Source organism: Myxococcus stipitatus DSM 14675 (assembly GCF_000331735.1).
In the GTDB taxonomy this organism is placed as follows: domain Bacteria; phylum Myxococcota; class Myxococcia; order Myxococcales; family Myxococcaceae; genus Myxococcus; species Myxococcus stipitatus.
The window spans coordinates 8,261,964-8,281,482 of the sequence record NC_020126.1 but is presented as its reverse complement, the minus strand read 5'-3'; the positions used below and the strand labels follow the sequence as shown (position 1 = coordinate 8,281,482).

13 protein-coding genes and 1 pseudogene are annotated in these 19,519 nt (G+C 69.4%); 3 read left to right on the top strand and 11 right to left on the bottom strand.

The genetic code is table 11. The features are described 5' to 3' along the window. The first annotated feature begins 6 nt into the window (after positions 1-6). On the top strand, positions 7-807 hold the full coding sequence (locus tag MYSTI_RS31810; protein WP_015351931.1) for a hypothetical protein: 801 nt from the start codon (positions 7-9) through the stop codon (positions 805-807). 15 nt (positions 808-822) lie between these two features. On the opposite strand, the gene MYSTI_RS31805 is transcribed toward MYSTI_RS31810, so the two are convergent. Further along, on the bottom strand, positions 823-1,050 hold the full coding sequence (locus MYSTI_RS31805) for a twin-arginine translocase TatA/TatE family subunit (RefSeq protein WP_015351930.1): 228 nt from the start codon (positions 1,048-1,050) through the stop codon (positions 823-825). A gap of 113 nt (positions 1,051-1,163) precedes the next feature. Between MYSTI_RS31805 and MYSTI_RS31800 the strand changes: the two genes are divergently transcribed. Further along, a complete protein-coding gene (locus MYSTI_RS31800; RefSeq protein ID WP_015351929.1) occupies positions 1,164-1,889 on the top strand; it encodes a glycerophosphodiester phosphodiesterase in 726 nt (241 codons plus the stop codon). A gap of 10 nt (positions 1,890-1,899) precedes the next feature. On the opposite strand, the gene MYSTI_RS31795 is transcribed toward MYSTI_RS31800, so the two are convergent. From MYSTI_RS31795 to MYSTI_RS31785, 3 genes are all read right to left on the bottom strand, one after another. After that, positions 1,900-2,820 (bottom strand): hypothetical protein, encoded by a 921-nt coding sequence (locus MYSTI_RS31795; RefSeq protein WP_015351928.1) that lies wholly within the window; start codon positions 2,818-2,820, stop codon positions 1,900-1,902. A 168-nt stretch (positions 2,821-2,988) separates the two neighbouring features. Beyond that, entirely contained in the window at positions 2,989-6,234 is a 3,246-nt protein-coding gene (locus MYSTI_RS31790) for an MXAN_5808 family serine peptidase (protein WP_015351927.1), read from the bottom strand. A gap of 213 nt (positions 6,235-6,447) precedes the next feature. Then, on the bottom strand, positions 6,448-7,269 hold the full coding sequence (locus MYSTI_RS31785) for an EI24 domain-containing protein (protein WP_044281782.1): 822 nt from the start codon (positions 7,267-7,269) through the stop codon (positions 6,448-6,450). Between the two features lie 61 nt (positions 7,270-7,330). Here MYSTI_RS31785 and MYSTI_RS31780 point away from each other — a divergent pair, with 61 nt between their 5' ends. Continuing rightward, positions 7,331-8,674: a glutamate--cysteine ligase gene (locus tag MYSTI_RS31780; protein WP_044281781.1), complete on the top strand. Its 1,344-nt coding sequence runs from the start codon at positions 7,331-7,333 to the stop codon at positions 8,672-8,674. A gap of 12 nt (positions 8,675-8,686) precedes the next feature. Here the strand turns inward: MYSTI_RS31780 and MYSTI_RS31775 are convergent, their stop codons facing one another. The 7 genes and pseudogenes from MYSTI_RS31775 to MYSTI_RS31745 all read right to left on the bottom strand — a co-directional run bounded on the left by MYSTI_RS31775 (position 8,687) and on the right by MYSTI_RS31745 (position 19,364). After that, positions 8,687-9,298: an outer membrane beta-barrel protein gene (locus MYSTI_RS31775; RefSeq protein ID WP_267881073.1), complete on the bottom strand. Its 612-nt coding sequence runs from the start codon at positions 9,296-9,298 to the stop codon at positions 8,687-8,689. A 133-nt stretch (positions 9,299-9,431) separates the two neighbouring features. Continuing rightward, complete coding sequence (locus tag MYSTI_RS44945; protein WP_044900794.1) at positions 9,432-11,138, bottom strand: Hsp70 family protein; 1,707 nt, start codon at positions 11,136-11,138, stop codon at positions 9,432-9,434. A 2,985-nt stretch (positions 11,139-14,123) separates the two neighbouring features. Then, positions 14,124-14,372, bottom strand: a pseudogene (locus tag MYSTI_RS43415) (PilZ domain-containing protein); the annotation flags it as partial. Then, positions 14,369-15,034 (bottom strand): lipoprotein, encoded by a 666-nt coding sequence (locus tag MYSTI_RS31760; protein ID WP_015351922.1) that lies wholly within the window; start codon positions 15,032-15,034, stop codon positions 14,369-14,371. The pseudogene MYSTI_RS43415 and the gene MYSTI_RS31760, both read right to left, overlap by 4 nt. Beyond that, positions 15,031-17,727, bottom strand: coding sequence for an alanine--tRNA ligase (gene alaS, locus MYSTI_RS31755; protein WP_015351921.1), 2,697 nt, complete (start codon positions 17,725-17,727; stop codon positions 15,031-15,033). Before alaS ends, MYSTI_RS31760 begins: the two co-directional genes overlap by 4 nt. Positions 17,728-17,856: 129 nt before the next feature. Then, positions 17,857-18,297: a serine O-acetyltransferase gene (locus MYSTI_RS45535; RefSeq protein ID WP_015351920.1), complete on the bottom strand. Its 441-nt coding sequence runs from the start codon at positions 18,295-18,297 to the stop codon at positions 17,857-17,859. Positions 18,298-18,578: 281 nt separating this feature from the next. Then, positions 18,579-19,364: a hypothetical protein gene (locus MYSTI_RS31745; RefSeq protein ID WP_015351919.1), complete on the bottom strand. Its 786-nt coding sequence runs from the start codon at positions 19,362-19,364 to the stop codon at positions 18,579-18,581. Positions 19,365-19,519 lie beyond the last annotated feature (155 nt).

The window sequence follows — 19,519 nt, the reverse complement described above, 5'->3', positions numbered from 1 at the left end:
GCCGCCATGCCCACGCTGGAGGAAGCACGCACCGTCGCCCGATTCCTCCATGCGCTCGGAGGCGGTGCGGAGGTGCGTCGCAAGGCCGCCGCACGGGAGCTCTCGCGCGGAGACCCGCTCGACGCGAATGAGCTGGTCGGCCACCTCATCTCCCTGGCCCGTCAGGGCTGGGAGCCCGCTGCCTGCGTCCTCTCGGACTTCCTGGCCGCGCTCCAGCGCGAGTCCGAGCACATCCCTCACGTCCATGCGCTGCGCCGGCTGGCGCATGTGCAGTCGCTGGACACGGTGGCGGACCTGTTCGCCCAGGGCCCCGCGAAGCGCCAGATGAACGCGGACGCCGCCGCACGCGCGGACGCCCATGCCTTCTCCCAGTCGCTGGGACACCTCAAGCAGCAGGCGCGCCTCACCCGGGACCCGGACACCCTGTCGAGGCTGGCCACCGTCAGCAACCCCTCCGTGCTGCGCAACGTCCTCATCAATCCTCGGCTCACCGAGGACCTGGTCGTGCGCATCGCCGCCCGCCGCCCCGCGCGTCCGGAGCCGCTGCTGGAAATCTGGCGCTCCGCCCGCTGGTCCGTGCGCCACGCCGTGCGCCGTGCGCTCGCCTTCAACCCGTACCTGCCGCCGGACGTGGGTGCGAAAATCGTCCCCCTGCTCAACACCGCGGACCTGCGCGAGCTCGTCTCGGACAAGTCCGTGCACGCGTCCCTGCGGGCGCAGGCAGAGCGATTGTTGGCGGAAGTACCCGACGCGGTGCGGGGCCCACGGCAGGCGCCCGAGCTCGGCGAACACCTCGACGTGGATTGAGGGGCGCGGAGCGGGTTAGCGACGGCGCGGTGACTCGGGCTCGCTGTACTCGGCGTCGGTGGAGCCTCGGCGCGGGTGCGTCAGCGACTTGGCGTCGACCAGGTCCTCGCCCTTGGAGGCCTTGCGGAACGAGTAGACGAACTTGCCCACCGCGTTGCCAAGCTGGCCCATCCGGGCGGCCGAGAAGACCACCAGCAGGATGAAGCCGAGGACGATGATTTCTCCGATGCCAAGGCCCAGCATGATGAGGGCACAGTGCAGCAAAGGGGCGGGGGAGGCAAGCCGCGCGTCTACCCGTGGACGCCTGCCCGCACTTCTGCTGCGCGAGAGGCCTCCTTCGGCGCACACTGGGCCCCATGCTCCTGCTCGCCCACCGAGGCGCCTCCGCCGACGCCCCCGAGAACACCCTGGAAGCCTTCGCCGAGGCCGCCCGTCAGGGCGCCGACGGTGTGGAGCTGGACGCCATGGTGTGCGGCTCGGGCGAGGTGGTGGTCTGCCACGATGAGCGACTGGAGCGGCTCGCGGGCCTGCCCTGGGAGGTGCGCGCCACACCCTGGTGGAAGCTGCGCCAGGCCGACGTGGGCACGCCGCTCGGCTTCGCCCCGGCGCGAATCCCCCTGCTGGAGGAAGTGCTGGAGGCCCTCCCGCCGCAGTTCATCATCAACATCGAGCTCAAGTGCGAGCGCTTCGACGACGACGGCCTCGCCCAGAAGGTCGCGGACCTGGTCCGGCGCCGGGGCGTGTCCGAGCGTGTCGTCGTCTCCAGCTTCAACCCGATGTGCCTCTTCCGGCTGCTCGCCGCCGCACCCGAGCTGCGCCGGGGCTACCTCATCGACCCGGACCGGCGCTGGAGTGTCCAGGCCTACGCGGTGAGCCCGCTCGTCTCGTCCCACTCGGTGCATCCCTTCCACGGGGACTGCACCCCGGAGCGCATCGCCGCATGGCGCGCCGCGGGGCTACGAGTGGCGACATGGACGGTGGATGACGCCTCGCGAGCCCGAGAGCTCGAGCGGATGGGCGTCAGCTACCTCATCACCAACAGGCCCGGCGCGATGCGAGACTCCCTGCGCGCCGTGGCCTGAACACCCGACCTCAGAAGTCCAGGCCGAGCGTCGTGCTGACGGCGAACACCGCGGGCAGGCCCCGGTCCTCCACCGCGTTGGGATTGTCCGCGCGAGGCGTGTCGACGCTGCCGGTGCGCGTCAGCGACAGCTCCGCGCCCAGTTGCAGCACGCCGCCGATGAACCGCACGCCGCCATAGAGGCGCTGGTTCATGTTGTCGCCGAAGGACACCTTCTTGTAGCTGCCCGTGTCCTCCAGCGCCGCGCGCGAGTTGTTCGCGGTGGAGTCCTCGTAGCTGCGCGACGGGTTGAAATCGAGGCGGCTCGTGGTGGCGCCGACGAAGCCCAGGTCCAGGCCGCCGTAGGGCGTCAGCGTCACCATGCCGCCCAGCGGGAACTGCTTGCCGACGCCGATGTCCAGGCCCAGCACCGTCAGGTTCAAGTCGCGAGCGCCGAACAGCTTCGTCACGTGTCCGCGCACGCCCACGTCCGGCAGCCACGTGAAGCCTTCGTTGGCGGCCCACTTCACCTCGCCGGTGGCCACCACCTGGCTGCTCTTCTCCACCCAGCCCACGCGCCCGCCGAGCTCCAGCGAGAAGGGCAGGCCCTTGCGCACGTGCACGGACGGGATGAGCACCGTGGAGGGCTGGTCCGGATTCTCCGTGGGGATGCGCACGCTGTCCGGCAGGGACACCACGGACAACTCCGCGTTGATGGCCCAGGCGGAGTGCCCCGTCGTCTCCGGGGGCATCAGGTTCGCCGAGGTGATGGCGGCGCCCATGACCCGGGCGAAGGCTTGGAAGTCCGCGTTGGCGGCGAAGTTCGTGGACCCGCCCGTGGTGCTGGCCTTGGGGTTCCCGAAGTCGGCGATGCGCAGGTCATTGTCGTCCGCGTACGCGGTCGCTCCAGAGACACTCACCGCCAGGGCGAACCACCGACTGAACGTCCGCATTCGAGTCACCGCCTCCCGGGAACCCACCGGCCGGGGGCACCCCACGGCGTCGGACGCTAACGCCTGCCTGCAAGGAGCGTCAACAAAACGGGCGGTCCCCCCGAGGGGCTCCCTGAGGAACCCCGTCGGACGGACCGCCCGGATTCGGCGGTGGGTTGAAAACCGCGCTTATTGCGCCTGGGGCTTCGTCCCGCCAGGCACCGGGCTGGAGACCTTCTGCGCCACCTCCGCCGGGCGGCGGCGGATGACCAGCGTGCGGCGGCTGGCGAAGTCGGTGCTCTCGCGGGCCACCACCAGCACGTTGTTGTTGCCCTCCTTCAGCGCGAACTCGGTGGAGAACTTCAACGTGTTGGGCTCGCCGCCCTTGGGGTCCACGCCCTTGAAGAAGACCTTCTGGTCATTCACCAGCACGTAGACGTCCAACAGGCCGTTGGGGTCCGCCACCACGCCGGACAGGGTGAACTTGTCCCCGTTGGCAACCAGGCCTCCCGCGGACGGGTCCACCTCCAGCCGGATGTCCGGAGGACGGCGGGTGGTCGTCAGCGCCAGCTTCGGCGCGGCGGCCTTGCCCGACTTCACCTCACGCGCATCCTGCGCGCGCACGAAGGCGAAGCGGCCCTTCTCCATCTCCACGCGGTAGAAGCCCTTGTTCGCCGCCTCCACCGGAAGCACCGCGGAGGCCGCGTTCACCCGAGCCACCGGACGGCCTTCCGCCACCGGCGAGCCCAGGAGCTCCGTCTTCTCCGACAGGCGGACCTGGCCCTTCTTCGCGTCCAGCGTCGCCACCCCGGCGTCCGTCACCGGCAGCTCCATCTTCTCCATGACGAACTCCTCCAGCGGCTCGTCGATGATGGCCAGCTTCAGCGGGAAGGTGTCGCCCTTGTAGCCCTTCTTCACCTCCACCTGGAACCGCGCCGTCTTCGTCTCGCCCGGCTTGAGCTCGCCCAGCTTGAAGCGGCCCTTCTCGATGAAGATGTTCGCGTCGCCGCCATTCTTGATTTGGGTGAAGGAGTCCAGCGCGACGCCGGTGCCCACGTTCGTCACGTCGAGCATCACCGCCACGGACTCGCCCCGCTGCACCACGCCGTCGCTGTTGCACGTGGCGCAGTCGTCGATGACCTGCCAGTTGAACGCGAAGGACGGGCGCGGCAGCTCCACGAAGTTCAGCTCCGCCACCCGCGTCTCCGGCAGCGCGCCGTGGTCGTCGAAGAAGCGCACCGTCACGTCGTCGCGGCGGCTGGTCAGGTCCTTGGGCAGCCGCACCTTCACCTTCCACGACTTCTTCTCACCCGGGTTCAGCGCACCGAAGAGGAACTCGCGGCGGTCCAGGAAGGCGTTGTCGCTCTCCGTCCACGCGCGCACGCGCTTGAGCGGCTCGGTGCCCTTGTTCTCCGCCGTCACCACCATCTCCAGCATGTCGCCGGCGGCAATCTTCGCGTCCGGAGAAGGCGAGAGCGTCGCGGCCAGCTGCACGCTCTTGGGCGTCGGGCCCGGGCTCCAGTCCACGCCCAGCGCGGCGATGGCGGCGTTGATGCGCGCCTCTTCCTCGCGGCGCTTCTGCTCGATGAAGCCCTTGCCCTGCTGCAGCTGCTGCTGACGGGTGTTGGCCGGCGCGCGCAGCACGTAGTCGCGCGCGAACTGCACCTCGAAGTCCTCCTTGATTTCGTCCTGCGACTCCGCGTCGAGCTGGTCGTCCAGGTCCTCGCCCTGGCCCGCCGTGTCGAGCAGCGGGTCGTTCTCCCCATGCTTCTTCTGCTCGGGGTGCTTCTCCGTCGCCGCCGTCTTCGGCGCCGTCTTGGGCTCCTCCTTGGCGGCGGTGGCCAGCTTCTCCTGCTGCTTGGGGTCGACCTTCAGGTACTTGAGGCTCTCGCGCGGCTTCTCGCGGTCCAGCACGTCCTCGCGCTTCTTCGCGACGGTGGCCGAGTCCGGGTTGCCGAAGTGCTGGTCCAGGTCCGCCTCACCCATGGAGCGGCGCGACGCGAACACGTCCACGCGCTCGTCGGTGACCCGCGTGGGCACCAGCTGGATGTCCGGGACGATGCCGACCTCCTGGATGGAGACGTCACCGGGCGTCAGGTACTTGGCGATGGTCAGCTTCAGCGCGCTGTCATCCGGGAAGTCGTACAGCACCTGCACGCTGCCCTTGCCGAACGTCTGCCGGCCGATGATGACCGCTCGGTTGAGGTTCTTCAGCGCGCCCGCCACGATTTCCGACGCGGAGGCGCTGCCTGCGTTGACCAGCACCGCGATGGGGTACGCGTCCTCGCCCTCCGTGGGGCGCGCGCGCTTCTCCTCCCGCAGCTTGTCCGACAGGCCCACCGTCGCGACGATGGTGCCGTTGGACAGGAACGTGTCGGACACCTGGATGGCCTGCTCGAGCAGACCGCCCGGGTTGCCGCGCAGGTCCAGCACCAGGCCCTTGAAGCCGCCCTTGGCGTCGGCCTGCTTGCGCAGCTCGCTCAGCCCCGCCTCCAGGTCTCGCGTGGTGTTGCCCTGGAAGTTCTTCAGGCGGATGTAGCCCACGTTCCCGGCGAGCATCTTGTGCTGCACGCTCTCGATGGAGATCATCGCGCGCGCCAGCGTCATCACGCGGGGCTTGTCCCAGCCGTCGCGCTCCACCGTAATCGTGATGCGGCTGTCCACCGGGCCGCGCAGCTTGGACACGGCCTCGTTGAGGTCCATGTTGACGGTGGACTCCTCGCCAATCTTCTTGATGCGGTCATCCTTCTGGATGCCGGCGCGGTGCGCGGGCGTCTTGGGCAGCACCTTGACGACGGTGAGGTTGCCCTCGCGCATCTGGATGACGAAGCCCAGGCCACCGAACTCGCCCTTGGTGGACAGCTTCATCTCCCGGTACAGCTCCGGCCGCAGCAGCACCGAGTGCGGGTCCAGCGTGGACAGCATGCCGTTGACCGCCGCGTACTCGATGTCGCGCGTGTCCTCGATGGGACGCATGTTCTTCGACAGGAAGTCGAACACGTCCTTGAGCGCGAAGGACATCTTCCACAGCGAGTCGACATGCCCGATGTCGAACTCCCGCGTCTTGCCGTTGACGTTGACGGACAGCTTGCCCGTCTCCGCGTTGCCGTCGACGAGGACGTCCGGGACGCTCTTCTCCACGTACTCCAGCGAGGAGATCATCATCTCCTTCGGCTTGATGCGCTTGGGGTCGACGTAGTTCTCCTTCACGTAGAGGATGACCTTGGTCAGCACGCGAAGGCTGTTGAGGTCGTGAGGAGCTTTCTCGCCCTTGGCGGTGGGCAGGCTGCCGTCCCAGGTCCCCTGTCCCTGCCCGGCCTCGGCAGCGCCCATCATCAGCGGAATCGGCGCGCGGTGGCTGCCCACGAGTGCCCAGGCACCGAGGAGCACGGCAACAGCGGTGATGCGGCGGAGAAAACGCGGCATGTGATTCATCCAAGCTGGAGCGCGTTGGAGCGCCCCGGGGTGTGGCGTGAAATGCCTAGAAAATCCGAACCTTTGAAACGGTAGCTGGGCATTGAAGCGGCCAGGCAAGCCTAATCACGGCCTCCTGGTGCTTCAAGGCGTCGACTCCCCGCTGAAGAGGCAGAACGTCCCTGGTGGGCACTGCGTTCCCGTCCAGGTGGGACCGACAGTCGGTGGCGGCGTTTATTTCAGGGCACCGCCCCCTGCCTGGCCGCTGGGCGGCGGGGGGAGGACGCCCGCCTGGCGCAGGCCCCGGTAGAGCAGGGTGCCCGCGACGATGGCCACCGGGAGGAAGAAGGTGTTCAGGATGGGCAGCCACAAGAGGACATAGACGCCCGCCCCCAGGCCGAGGCAGAGGGCGCGGCGCTCACGGAGCATCCGCCGCACCTCGGCGAAGGGGTAGAGGTGCCGTGTCATGGGCGCGGCCAGGAACTCGCCCGCCATCCAGGTCATGGTCCACAGGCCGCCGAGCACCGTCCACAAGACGCTCCCCACCCCGGGAATCAGATGCAGGGGCAACAAGAGCGTCAGCCCGGCGACGAGGAAGAAGAGCCGGGCCAGGGTGTGCGCCACGCCCGTGACGATGCCCCGCATGAAGCCCGCGAGGCTGAAGGGCGGGCCTTCGCCGCCTCCGCAGAGGGACTCGGTGACCTCGGAGATGGGGTCCTGGAGGGGGGCCAGGAGCAGCGGGGGGACGATGTTGGCCCCCACCACCCAGAGCACGAGCGAGGTGAGGACCAGGAGGGTGTACCAGGCGCCTCGGCCGTACCAGGAGTCGGGGAGGGTCCAGAGTGAGCCCAGCAGGCGCGGGGCGTGGTTCCACAGGAGCCAGGCCAGGCCCACCAGGGCGACGGCGGTGACCGCGGCGCACAGGGCGGACAGGACGAAGAGCCGGCGGGAGCGGAAGATGAGGCCGGAGGCTCGGCCAAGCAGTCCCAGTCCCTGGAAGAAATCGGACAGGCGGGCCTGGGGGGAGAGGGTGGGGACGGGAGAGGTGGGGCTCATGGCGGGCGCGGTGCGCAAATCGAAAGCGGGTCCGGAGGTCCCCGTTATATAGGGCGCGCACATGTCCCTCGACCTCAAGCGAGCTGCTTCCGAACCCATCACCTCCGTCGACATGCTGGTGACGGGTTTCCGGTCCGCCGAGAAGCCTCATGGCGCACTGCGCCTGGGCCTGGAGCACGAAAAGCTCCTGTTTCCGGTCGGCGGCGACTCGCCCGTTCCCTATGAGGGGGCGTCGGGGGTGGGGGCGCTGTTGAGCCGGCTGGCCCCGGACGGCTACGTCCCGTTCCGGGAGACGCCCGAGTCCCCCATCATCGCGCTCCAGCAGGCGCAGGGCGCGGCGACCATCTCCCTGGAGCCGGGTGGACAGTTCGAGCTGTCCGGCAGTCCCTTCGTCACGGCCCGCGAGGCCCATGCGGAGAACCTGGCGCACCTGGCGCAGGTGAAGGCGGCGGCGGGGGAGTTGGGGCTGCGGCTGGTGACGCTGGGGTACCGCCTCACGGGGTCGACGGCGTCGATGCCGTGGATGCCCAAGACGCGCTACCTGGTGATGCGGCGCACCCTGCCGGAGCGCGGTCGGCTGGCGCTCAACATGATGTTGATGACGGCCACGGGGCAGGTGTCGCTCGACTGGACGGATGAGGCGGACTGCGTCCGGAAGACGGTGGTGGTGGCGCGGCTGGCGCCCCTCATGAACGCGCTGTACGCCAACAGCCCGTTGGTGGAGGGCAAGCCCTCCGGCTACATGTCCTTCCGCAACCGCGTCTGGGACGAGGTGGACCCGACGCGCTGTGGGTACCTGCCCGCGTTCTTCGATGGTTCGTTCTCGTACCGCGCCTATGTCGAGTGGGCGATGGATGCGCCGCTGCTCTTCCTGCGTCGCAACGGGCAGTACCTGCACCCGAAGCTCACGTTCCGGCAGCTCCTGAGCGACGGGTTCGAGGGACAGCCCGCGGACATGGACGACTGGACGGACCACCTGTCCACGCTCTTCCCCGAGGTGCGGCTGAAGAAGGTCCTGGAGGTGCGTGGCGCGGACTGCGGCACCGCGGGGATGACGGGCGCGCTGGCGGCGCTGTGGCGAGGCATCCTCTACGACACCACCGCGCTGGACGAGGCGGAGAAGCTCCTGCCGAAGCTCACGTACGCCGAGCACCTGGCCTTCCACGACACCGCGCGCCGCGAGGGGCTGGAGGGGCGGCTGGGCTCCCAGGAGCTGTACCGGTTGGCGGAGGAGATGGTGGGGATTGCACGGCGGGGCCTGCAGCGGCTGGATGCCGCGGACGCGCCGCTGTTGGACCCGCTGGCGGAAGTGGCGGCGTCGAAGCGCTCTCCGGCGGCGGTGTTGCTCGAGGCGTGGGCGAAGGACCCACGCCCCGAGACGGTGCTGCGTCTGGCGACGGTGTGACGTCGGGGCGCGCTAGAAGCGGGCGCCCAGCGTGAGCGTGGCGTTGAGGAGACCGCCGTGGGCGTTCTCCGTCGTGCCGGGACGGTCCACGATGTCCTCGCCGCCGATGAAGCTGTAGGAGCCTCGGATGCCCGCGTAGAAGTAGCCGAGGCGGTACTCGGCGCCGACGATGATGGGGATTTCGGTGGTCCAGTCGCTGTCGTAGACGTGGTCGGCGCCGTCGGACGGGTTGAAGTAGCTGACGCCGAAGCCGGTGCCGATGTAGGGCCGCCACTTGTCCTGGATGAGCGGCCCGGCCTTCACGAGGAGGCCCAGGTTGTTGCGCCACAGGGCCTCGCCCTCGTCGCCGACGCGGCTGGCCTTGATGGGCAGACGTTCCAGCTCATAGCCGACCTCCAGGCCCACATACTTCCAGGGCATCGTCACGGCGTTGAAGCCCACGAGCCAGCCCAGGCCGACGTCGTCACCGAGCGAGCCCGTCAGGCTGCCCATGCCCAGGTGGAAGTCGAAGCCGAAGGCCGGGTCCTGTCTGACGCCGAGTCCCTTGGCGACGTTCTGCGCTTCCACGGCGGCTGCTGCAGGAGTGGCCAGTCCCAACGCCGCAGCGGCAACTCCTCCCACCATCAATCGTCGCATCGCATCCCTCCCCGCAGTTTGGGTCAGCGGAAAGGTGGGCATCCGTTGAGTTGGCTACAGAGAGGGGCCACTGGGGTGGCGGTGGTTCGGAAGGCCCGCGAGAAGCCGGCCGGAGAAGCGCTCAGCGGCGACCGAAGAGCTTCTTCAATCCGGACAGCAGCCCACTGGGGCGAGCCTCGGGTTCGCCTTGGAGCGGCGAGCGGGCGACGAGCGCCTCGCGTGCCGCGTCGTCCAGGTCCTCCAGGGAGAGGGAGACGGGCTGGCGGCGGACGCCGGGCAGGGTGGCTTCCAGGGACAGGGTGCCGTCGGCGGAGAGCGCGAAGTGCAGCTCGACTTCGCCCGCGCGCTCCACGTTGAGGGAGAGGCGTCCCAGGTACTCGTTCTCCGCGGCGAGCGGGGAGGCGCCTTGGAAGAGGGCGAGCTCCAGCGGGCCTGGAGTGGTGGGGAGGACGAGCGTCTTGCCCGCGGGCAGGCGGGTGGTGCGCTCGAGGACCCGGCGCAGGGTGCCTCCGCGCTCGGCGACACCGATGGGGGCGGTGAGGACCTCGGAGACGGAGGCGGCGGGCTTGCCGCTCTCGGCGAGGAGGAGGCCGTGGCCGAGCAGGGCGGCACCGAGGGCCGCGGCGCCTCGGGCGTCGACGTCGTCGCGGACGGGGACTCCGAGGCTCTCTTCCAGGCGGCGGCGGACGAGCGGGGTTCGTCCCTGGCCGCCCACGAGGAGCACGGCGTCGAGGCCCTGAGGGGAGAGTGCGTTGGAGTCGAGGACCTCGCGCACGACGGACGTCACGCGTTGGGCGAGGTCCGCGGTGAGGGCTTCGAGTCGCTCGCGGCTCAAGGGCGGCACGGTGCCCGAGGACAGGGAGATGTCGGCGTGCTGGCGCTCGGAGAGGGCGACCTTGGCGGACTCGGCGGCGGTGCGCAGCGGGGCCCAGTCGAGGGAGTGGGTAGGGCGGGGGATGCCTTGTTCGGCGAGGTCGCTGGCGAGGGCCTCGGCGATGCGGGCGTCGAAGTCGAGGCCGCCGACCAGTGGGTCTCCGCCGGTGGTGATGACCTCGAGGTCGTCGCCCGTCACCTGGACCACGCACACGCCGAGCCCACCACCGCCGAGGTCCACGACGAGGACCCGCTTGCGCGCCATGCTCCGGCCGTGGCCATGCGCGAGGGCCGCGGCGGCGGGGGCGGTGAGGATGCGCTGGGCATCGAGCCCGGCCATGGTGGCCGCGTCACGGAGGGCGGCGCGTTGCCGGTCGGTGAAGTGAGTGGGGGCGCAGATGACGGCGCGAGTGGCCTTCCGGCCGACGAATGTGGTGGCGGCGTGCTTCAGCTCGCGCAGGAGGAGGGCGGTGAAGAGGGTGGGGGCGACGAGCCGGCCGCCGAGCTCCACTGCTGCATCGCCGCTCGGGTCGGCGGCGACGGGGAAGGGGAGCTGAGGGGCGAGGTTGCGCAGGCGGGGGGAGCGTGCGCGGAGGCCGAGCAAGCGCATGAGGCCCGGGGCCGCACGGCGAGGGGCGCGCAGGGATTCGACCTGGGCGGCCGCGCCGACGAGCAGTTCGTCCTGACCGTCGACCGCGACGAGGGCGGGAAGTTCGGTCTCGTCGGTGCCGGGGAGTGGGATGAGCTGGGCAGTGCCTTCGTGGAAGACGGCGACGCGGGCGTGGGAGGTGCCCAGGTCGATGCCCAGCACCACTTCGGGAACGGTGGGAGACGGCGAGGCGACGGAGACGTCGAGGATGGCGCGGCGACGGTTCCGTGCGGAGTCCGTGTCGGTCGGTGGGCTCGCGGGCTCGGTGGGGTCGGGTGAGGGGCGCGAGGTGGCGGGGGCCTGCACCGGAGGTGTGGTGGCCGCAGTGGAGGATGGTGTTGTCGCGGGGGCCTGTGCCGCGGATGCGGTGGATGCAGGCGTTGTCGCGGGAACTTGTGCCGCGGACGTTGTGGCCCCGGTGGAGGACTGAGTTGTCGCGGGAGCTTGTGCCTCGGACGCGGCGGCCCCAGTGGATGCCTGCGTTGTCGCGGGAGCCTGTGCCGTGGACGCGGCGACCTCAGTGGAGGACTGAGTTGTCGCGGGAGCTTGTTCCTCGGACGCGGCGGCCCCAGTGGAGGCCTGTGTTGTCGCGGGAGCCTGTGCCGCAGGCGCGGCGGCCCCAGTGGAGGCCTGTGTTGTCGCGGGAGCCTGTGCCGCAGGCGCGGCGGCCTCAGTGGAGGCCTGCGCTGTCGTGAGTGCCTGTGGTGCGGACGCAGTCACCTGCGTTGTCGCGGGAGCTTGTGCCGCAGGCGCGGCGGCCTCAGTAGAGGGCTGTGTTGTCGCGGGAGCTTGTCCTGCGGACTCGGTGGCCTGAGTTGTCGCGGGAGATTGTGCTGCAGGTGCGGCGGTCCCAGTGGATGCCTGCGTTGTCGCGGGAGCTTGTGCCGTGGATGCGGCGGCGGCCCCGGTGGATGCAGGCGTCGTCGCGGGAACTTGTGCCGTGGACGCGGCGGCCCCGGTGGATGCAGGCGTCGTCGCGGGAACTTGTGCCGTGGACGCGGCGGCCCCGGTGGTAACCTGCGCTGTCGCAGGCGCCTGTGCCTCGGACGCGGCGGTCTCAGTGGAAGCCTGAGCTGTCGCAGGCGCCTTTGTCGTGGACGCGGCGGCCTCAGTGGAGGCCTGCGCTGTCGTGGGATCTTGTGCCGTGGGTGCGGTGGCCTGCGTTGTCGCGGGCGCCTGTGCCGCGGGCGTCGTGGCCTCCGTGGAGGCCTGCGTTGTCGCGGGCGCCTGTGCAGCATCTTCGGCGGAACCGACGAATGAGCGAGGAATTACAACCGCCTCTGCCGCAGCCGCAGTGGACTCAGTAGTTGCTTGCGTTGTCGCGGCAACGTGTGTCGCGGTCTCGTTGGGTCCAGCGGGTGCGTGAGGAACCGCTGGCGCTTGTGCTTCAGCGGATTGACCGACCTGTGTGCCAGATGCGGAGGACTCAGCGGATGCGTGAGAAATCGCAGGAGTCTGTGCCGCAGCGATGGTGGAGTTGATGGATGAATCGCTAGACGCAACCACCTGCGCCGCAGATGCGGCCGACTCATCGGCTGAGCGAGAAGCCGAAGGTGTCTCAGTCGAAGCGTCTTCGGCGCTGCCAACGGATGAGGGCGGCGCCGCAACCACCTGCACCACAGATGCAGCCGACTCGTCGGATGAGCGAGAAATCGCAGACGCCTCAGACGAAGCGCCTTCGGGGCTGCCAGCAGATGAGGGCGGAGCCGCAAGCACCTGCACCACAGATGCGGCCGCCTCATCGAATGAGCGAGAAACCGCAGGCGTCTCAGTCGAAGCATCGTCGGCGATGCCGATGGATGAGGGCAGAGCCGCAACCACCTGAGCCACAGATGCAGATGCGCGAGAAACCGCAGGCGTCTCAAGCGAAGCATCTTCGGCGATGCCGACGGATGAGGGCGGAGCCGCAACCACCTGAGCCACAGATGCAGATGCGCGAGAAACCGCAGGCGTCTCAGTCGAAGCATCGTCGGCGATGCCGACGGATGAGGGCGGAGCCGTAACCACCTGTGCCACGGATGCAGTCGACTCATCAGCTGCCTGCGTGGCCGTGGGCGACTGCGTTGTAGGTGCAGTGGGGGCGCGGTGAGCCTCATGCTCCCGTTCAGCGGGCGCGATGGAGTCGGCAGCGGAGCGTGAGTCCGAAGGAATCTGCGCTGAAGGTGCGGAGAATGCGTGAGGCAGCGCCGCAGCCGGCGCGATGAGTCCGGAGGCTGCAGGCGAGACTGAGAGGGGCTTCGCCGCAGATTCGGCGGGCACTTGTGTTGAGCGAAGAGTCGCGGGGGCCTGCGCTGCGGTCGCGGTGGATTCAGCGGATGCGTGAACAGGCGCCGACACCTGTTCCGCAGGCGCGCTGGAATCGGAGGCCGGGTGCGAAGTCGCGTGAGCCCCTATCGCGGACTCAGCAGTCGCGTGCGAGGTTTCAGGCGCGTGGGACGCAAGTCCAGCGGGTCCAGGGAACTCGCGCGAAGTGGCGTGTGCCCGTGCCACGGAATCCGAGGGACCTTCCGACGTACGCGATTTCGCAGGCGTGGGGGGCTCGGCGAAATCAGATGCGCTCGAAGGTCCCTGTTCCGTGAAGACGGTGGACGCGGTGGCTGAGATCGATGTGGCGGTTGCCGCTGCGGCTGGCTCGACGGATGCGTGAGAGGCCGCGAAAGCTTCCTCGTCAGCAAGAATGTCGAACTCGATGGCGGCGTGAGACGCTTCGTGCGCCTGCATCGAAGGCCCAGCGGCCTCCGCAGGCCCGGAGCCAATCAAGCCTCCCTGCACCTCGGAAGCGTTGGTCTCGGCGGAGATGCGAGCAGCTGTCGTCCCAACGGGACGCTCAGGAACCGGGGTAGAAGGCTTCGCGAACCGCACGTCGTCCACTGCGCTCTGCCGCTGGATGGAGCCAGCTCCATCCTCCGGAAAGAGGGCGGCTGCCGACGTGTCGCCGCTTGCCTCTCCGATGCGATGGGGCATCGGGGATGCAGCCTCGACACCCGCGCTCCCCTGACTCGCTTCCGATGCCGTGTGGCCCGAGGGCACACGCTCCGCCCTAGGAACTGTCTCCGAAGCACCTGTGCCGTCGAAGCTCCCGGTGGGCGAAGTCTCCGCGCCACCCTGTTGCCCGTGCCTCGGGTCCACCGAGACAGGCGCTGCCACCCCAGACGGTGCCTTGGGCACCTGATTCTTCCGAACCAACCCGGGAACACTCTGCCCCGGAGTCGGCTCCGACGGTCCGCGTCGCGCGACCACGCGGTCGACGAGTGCCTTGCTCGCGGCATCCAGCTTCACGAAGCGCACCGTCATCCCCGTGCGCCCGCTGCCCGACTCCACCTGCGTCTTCACCACCACGCCTTCACCGCGCAGCAGTCGGCTCCCATCCGCGAGCACGAACTCGAACGCGAGTCCGGTACCCTCGGGCTTCAACGCTCGCGTCGCGACGAACACTCCGCCGCGCGCCACGTTGGAGCCGTACTTGTCGATGAACTCCTCCTCCGTGCTGTACGGAAGGCGGATTCGCAGCGGAAGCAGCTTGGACACAAGCCCGCTCATCGCAGGGGGATCCGCACCTCTCCCCCCGTCCCTTGCAGGACCAGGTGCAAGGCACCTTCCCGCAGGACCGGCGGAGGAAGCTCGAACAAGAGGACGACGTCAGACCGCTCCTCGAGCGCCCATGTACGCCGCAAGGGCCGCGTTCCCGCCAGCGCCTGGGCATCTCTCGCCAGGGGATACGACGCACCTTTCGCGTCCACCACCTTCGCTGAATCCAGGTCCAACGCCACGGGCTTGGGGCCCACGTTCTGCGTGATGAGCTGCACACGGAGGAACAAGTCCTCCGTCGTCACGCCCATCTTCCCCGAGCCCTTCACCGAGTGCGATGACTCCAGCGCGGTGAGCTTCACCGCCACCGTGTCCACATGCACCGTCTCGTTGGGCGCGGGCACGCTCAGCTTCTGCGGCACCGCCTCATCCAGTCCCGCGGCCAGCCCCGCGAGCTGCTCGTTCGGCGCACCGCGAGCCGCCTCGGGGCCCATGGCCGGGCGACCACCTTGGTTCACCCGGTCCACTTCCTGCCGCAGCTTCTGGAGGGTGCGCTCCTCCGCCGTACCCATCGCCTCGGGTGGAGTCTCCTCCTTCGTGCAGCCCCCCAACAGGAGGGCCGCAGCCAGGAGTCGCGCCACCGGCGACAGGGCAGAAGAGGCGCGAGGGCTCACGCGGCGCCCGCTCCCTTCACCAGCTCGTACAGCTTGTCCAGCGCCGCGGGCAGCTTCGACGCGTCCGGACCACCGGCCTGCGCCATGTCCGCCTTGCCGCCGCCCTTGCCGCCGACTTCCTTGGCCATCTCGCGCACCAGGTCACCCGCGCTGATGCCCTTGGCCACCACATCCTTCGTGAGCGCCACGAGGATGATGGCGCGGCCGTCCTTCTCGCCGCCAATGGCCACCACACCTGACTGGATGCGGTCGCGGAGCTGGTCCGCCATGCCGCGGAACACCTTGTCGTCCGCCGGGTCCACGCGCGTCGCCAGCACCTTCATGCCGTTGATGTCGCGCGCCTGCTCCAGCAGGTCCTTGCTGCCCGCCGTCTGCGCCTTGACGGAGACCTCCTCCACCTTGCGCTCCAGCTCCTTCACGCGCTTCTGCGTCGACTCCACGCGCTTGGCCACGTCCTTGGGGGACGTCTTCAACAGCTCGGCCACCTTGCGCAGCTCGTGCTCCTGCTCGCGCACGAACTGGAGCGCACCCACGCCCGTGAGCGCGATGATGCGCCGCACGCCGGACGCGACACCACTCTCGCTCGTCACCTTGAATAGACCGATGTCGCCGCTGCGCCGCACGTGCGTGCCGCCGCACAGCTCGGTGGACTCCGGATGGACGGTGACGACGCGCACCGTCTCGCCGTACTTCTCACCGAACATCGCCACCGCGCCGGACTTCTTCGCGTCCTCGAGCGCCATGACGCGCGTCTGCGCCGCCGCGTTGTCGCGAATCCAGCCGTTGACCAGGTCCTCGACCTTCTCGGTCTCCTCGGTCGTCATCGGGCCGAAGTGCGAGAAGTCGAAGCGCAGCAGGTCCGGCGCCACCACGGAGCCCGCCTGCTTCACGTGCTCGCCGAGCACCAGCTTGAGCGCCTTGTGCAACAGGTGCGTCGCCGAGTGGTTCGCGCGGATGGCCTTGCGGCGCTCCACGTTCACCGCCGCCTGCACCATGTCGCCGACCTTGAAGGTGCCCTCGGCGATCTCCACCGTATGGACGATGAGCCCCTGCACCGGGCGCTGCGCGTCCTGGACCTTCGCGACCGCCTTGCCGCCGTGGCCCACGATGTCGCCCGTGTCGCCCTGCTGGCCGCCGGACTCGCCGTAGAAGGGCGTCCGGTCCATCACCAGCTCCACCTTGTCGCCCTGGGACGCCTGGATCACCTCGGCGCCATCGCGAATCAGCGCGCGGATGCTGCCCTCGCCCTCGTGACCCTCACCCTCGTAGCCGAGGAACTCGGTGGGCCCGAGCTTCTCCAGCAGCTTGAGGTAGATGTCCCCGATGGCCTTTTCCTTGTTGAGGTCGCCGCCCTTGCCGCGCTCGGCCTCCTTCTTCAGCTCCTCCTCGAAGCCCGGGATGTCCGCGTCGAGCCCGTGCTCCTTCAGGATGATCTGCGTCAGGTCCCACGGGAAGCCGTAGGTGCCATGGAGCAGGAACACGTCCGCGCCGGACATCAGCTTCTCGCTGGCCTGCTTCATCCGCGCGACGTTGTCCTCAATCATCTTCATGCCGCGATTGAGCGTGCGCCGGAAGCTCTCCTCCTCGTGCTCCGCCACCTTGAGGATGAAGGGCCGGCTCTCGCGCAGCTCGGGGTACGCGTCACCCATCAGCTCGATGACCCGGTCCACGACCTTGAAGAAGAAGAGCTGGTCCACATCCAGCAACGTTCCGTGGCGAATCGCGCGGCGCATGATGCGGCGCAGGACGTAGCCGCGGCCCTCATTGGAGGGCTGCACGCCGTCCGCGATGAGGAACGCCGCCGCCCGGCCGTGGTCCGCGATGACGCGGTGGGAAGCGCCCGTCTCCTGCGCGTAGGGCTTGCCGGAGATCTCCACCACACGGGCGATGAGCTGCTGGAACAGGTCCGTGTCGTAGTTGGAGCGCTTGCCCTGCACGACGGAGGCGATGCGCTCCAGGCCCGCGCCCGTGTCGATGGACGGCTTGGGCAAGGGAATCAGCGGCGCGTCCTTCTCCTTGCGCTCGAACTGCATGAACACGAGGTTCCAGATCTCCAGCCACCGGTCGCAGTCACACGCGACGCCCAGACACTTGTTGCCCGCAGCCTCCTCGACACAGGGGATGTCGTCGCCCTGGTGGTAGTGGATTTCGGAGCAGGGGCCGCACGGGCCCGTGTCGCCCATGGCCCAGAAGTTGTCCTTCTTGCCGAGCTTGTAGATGCGGTCGCGGGACACGCCCTGCTTCACCCACAGCTCGAACGCCTCCTCATCCCAGGGGATGCCGTCCTCGCCGTTGAACACGGTGATGGCCAGCCGCTCCGTGGAGAGCCCCAGCGTCTTCGTCACGAACTCCCAGCCGTACGCAATCGCGTCCGCCTTGAAGTAGTCGCCGAAGGAGAAGTTGCCGAGCATCTCGAAGAACGTGTGGTGGCGCGCCGTGTAGCCCACGTTGTCGAGGTCGTTGTGCTTGCCACCGGCGCGCACGCACTTCTGCGAGGTCGTGGCGCGGCTGTAGTCGCGGCGCTCCCGGCCGGTGAAGACGTCCTTGAACTGGACCATGCCCGCGTTGGTGAACAGCAGGGTCGGGTCGTTTGCGGGCACCAGCGAAGAGGAGGGGACGCGGCGGTGCGCACGCTCCTCGAAGAACTTGAGGAACGCCTCGCGAATCTCGGAGGCGGTGAGGGCGGAAGGCATGGTGTGGGTATATGCCACAAGAGGAGGCCGCGCAGGAGTTCTTGGAGTTTGCATGGGACGGCCGGACGACCCGGGCGGCGGGATTCCGACACGCCCGGGCCCCTGGAGAGGGGACAGGGGAGGGGCCCGTCAGTGCTGTCTCGCGGGCTTGTACTTGACCACCCGGGCGGGGTCTCCCACCACCACCGCCCTGGGCGGGACATCCGCCGTCACCAGGGCTCCGGCGCCAATCACCGCGTCGTCTCCCACCGTCACCGGGCCGATGATTTGAGCTCCCACGCCCACGTAGACGTTGCGACCGATGCGAGGCGCCTCCGCCTCCCCGAGCCGCGGCTCCACGCTCACGTTCTGCGAGAGGAAGCTGCCCTCGCCCACCTCGACCCCCGGCGCGACCACCACGCCCACGCCGCCGTAGCCCAGGCCCACGGAGGCATGCAGCCTCGCGTCGATGTCGACATGGCTGTGCAGCAGGCGGTCACCCACGGCGGAGACCCAGGCGGGCAGCAAGGGCACGCCCAGGTGTCGCAGGCGCCTCGCGGCTCGGTAGAACGTCAGTGCATCCGGCCCCATGCCCCACCCCGCGCCGTCCCGCCGTCACGGGAGGCCCGCCCGTCCGGGAGGCACACGTCGCGCGCGCTCCCCGTCCCGAGCTGTGGTGCGCGGCGAAGCGGGGAGGACCTCCTGGCAGAAGGGCGCGTCGTGGCCATCGCTCGCGCCAATCTAGGAGGCATCCCGATGGGGGCCAGTTGCTCCGTCGCGGGGCCCGGAAGGCCGTTCGCCAGTCAACCCCTGGCGGTCCGCGACGACCTCGAAGTGCCCGCCCGCGGACAGTGCGCGGGGGGCCGGAAGGCTCAGGCCGAGGCGCCCTCGCGCTGCTTCTTGAGGGTCTCCTCGACGTACTGGACGCCCTTGGGCGTGATGGCCTTGCCCTTCTTCGTGTCCTGGGCGTAACCGGCATGCAGGCGCAGGGCCTTGGCCGCGTTGGGGGCGGCGTAGCTGATGCCGAGCTCACCCCAGAAGCGGGACGTGGTCCCCGACGTCACCTCCATGTCCAGCTCCATGGCCCGGGCGAGGTAGAGGGGAATCAGCGACCGCACGAGCTGATCCTTCAGCTTGCCCGCGGCGCGCAGCTCCTCGTGGCGGGGATGGGCTCGCAGCGCATCCACGAGCTGGCCCACGGCCTGGTGGGAGTCGGCGGCGGAGGCCTCGGGCTTCTTCTCGCGCGCCTTGCTCCGGGTCGGGCTCTTGCCGCTGGCCTTGGCCTTGGGGGCCTTGGCGGAGGCGACCTTGACCTTGGGGGCCTTGGTGGCGGTCCGGGCCTTCTTGGCCTTGGCGGCGCGAGGAGCGGGGGCTTCGGGGGCCGAGGCCTCGAGGGGCAGCGGCTCCGCTTCGGCTTCCGCGACGGGGCGGGGCCGGGGCGTGCGTTCGACGCGTGTGGGCTCCGCCACGCCGGGAGGCGCGGGGGCTGCGGCGGGGGCTTCCTTCCGGGCCACGGGCGGAGGGGCGGCGTGCGTGGCGCCATTGCGAGAGGGCGGCGGCTGCGGGCGTGTGTAGCCCAGCCGCGAACGCACCTCTTCCACCACGCCGCTCAACCCCACTTGCTGCAGCAAACCTTCCAACCGGGAAGCGAATGACACCGGGCATGCCCTCCTGGACGGGCGCACGTTACCCCAGGATGGCCTCTTGTCGGATCCACCGCGCCTACGAGCGCCGGGAAGGTGGGTGTGCGTGCCCTGCCTGCCGGGTAACTGTTCGTCACCGGGCACACAGGGCTACACTGCGAGTCGTTCCC

What these genes read in the sequence shown, in the direction of transcription:
- MYSTI_RS31810 (WP_015351931.1), top strand. Translation starts at nt 7, where the DNA reads ATGCCCACGCTGGAGGAAGCACGCACCGTCGCCCGATTCCTCCATGCG.
- MYSTI_RS31805 (WP_015351930.1), bottom strand. Translation starts at nt 1,050, where the DNA reads ATGCTGGGCCTTGGCATCGGAGAAATCATCGTCCTCGGCTTCATCCTG.
- MYSTI_RS31800 (WP_015351929.1), top strand. Translation starts at nt 1,164, where the DNA reads ATGCTCCTGCTCGCCCACCGAGGCGCCTCCGCCGACGCCCCCGAGAAC.
- MYSTI_RS31795 (WP_015351928.1), bottom strand. Translation starts at nt 2,820, where the DNA reads ATGCGGACGTTCAGTCGGTGGTTCGCCCTGGCGGTGAGTGTCTCTGGA.
- MYSTI_RS31790 (WP_015351927.1), bottom strand. Translation starts at nt 6,234, where the DNA reads ATGAATCACATGCCGCGTTTTCTCCGCCGCATCACCGCTGTTGCCGTG.
- MYSTI_RS31785 (WP_044281782.1), bottom strand. Translation starts at nt 7,269, where the DNA reads ATGAGCCCCACCTCTCCCGTCCCCACCCTCTCCCCCCAGGCCCGCCTG.
- MYSTI_RS31780 (WP_044281781.1), top strand. Translation starts at nt 7,331, where the DNA reads ATGTCCCTCGACCTCAAGCGAGCTGCTTCCGAACCCATCACCTCCGTC.
- MYSTI_RS31775 (WP_267881073.1), bottom strand. Translation starts at nt 9,298, where the DNA reads ATGGTGGGAGGAGTTGCCGCTGCGGCGTTGGGACTGGCCACTCCTGCA.
- alaS (WP_015351921.1), bottom strand. Translation starts at nt 17,727, where the DNA reads ATGCCTTCCGCCCTCACCGCCTCCGAGATTCGCGAGGCGTTCCTCAAG.
- MYSTI_RS45535 (WP_015351920.1), bottom strand. Translation starts at nt 18,297, where the DNA reads ATGGGGCCGGATGCACTGACGTTCTACCGAGCCGCGAGGCGCCTGCGA.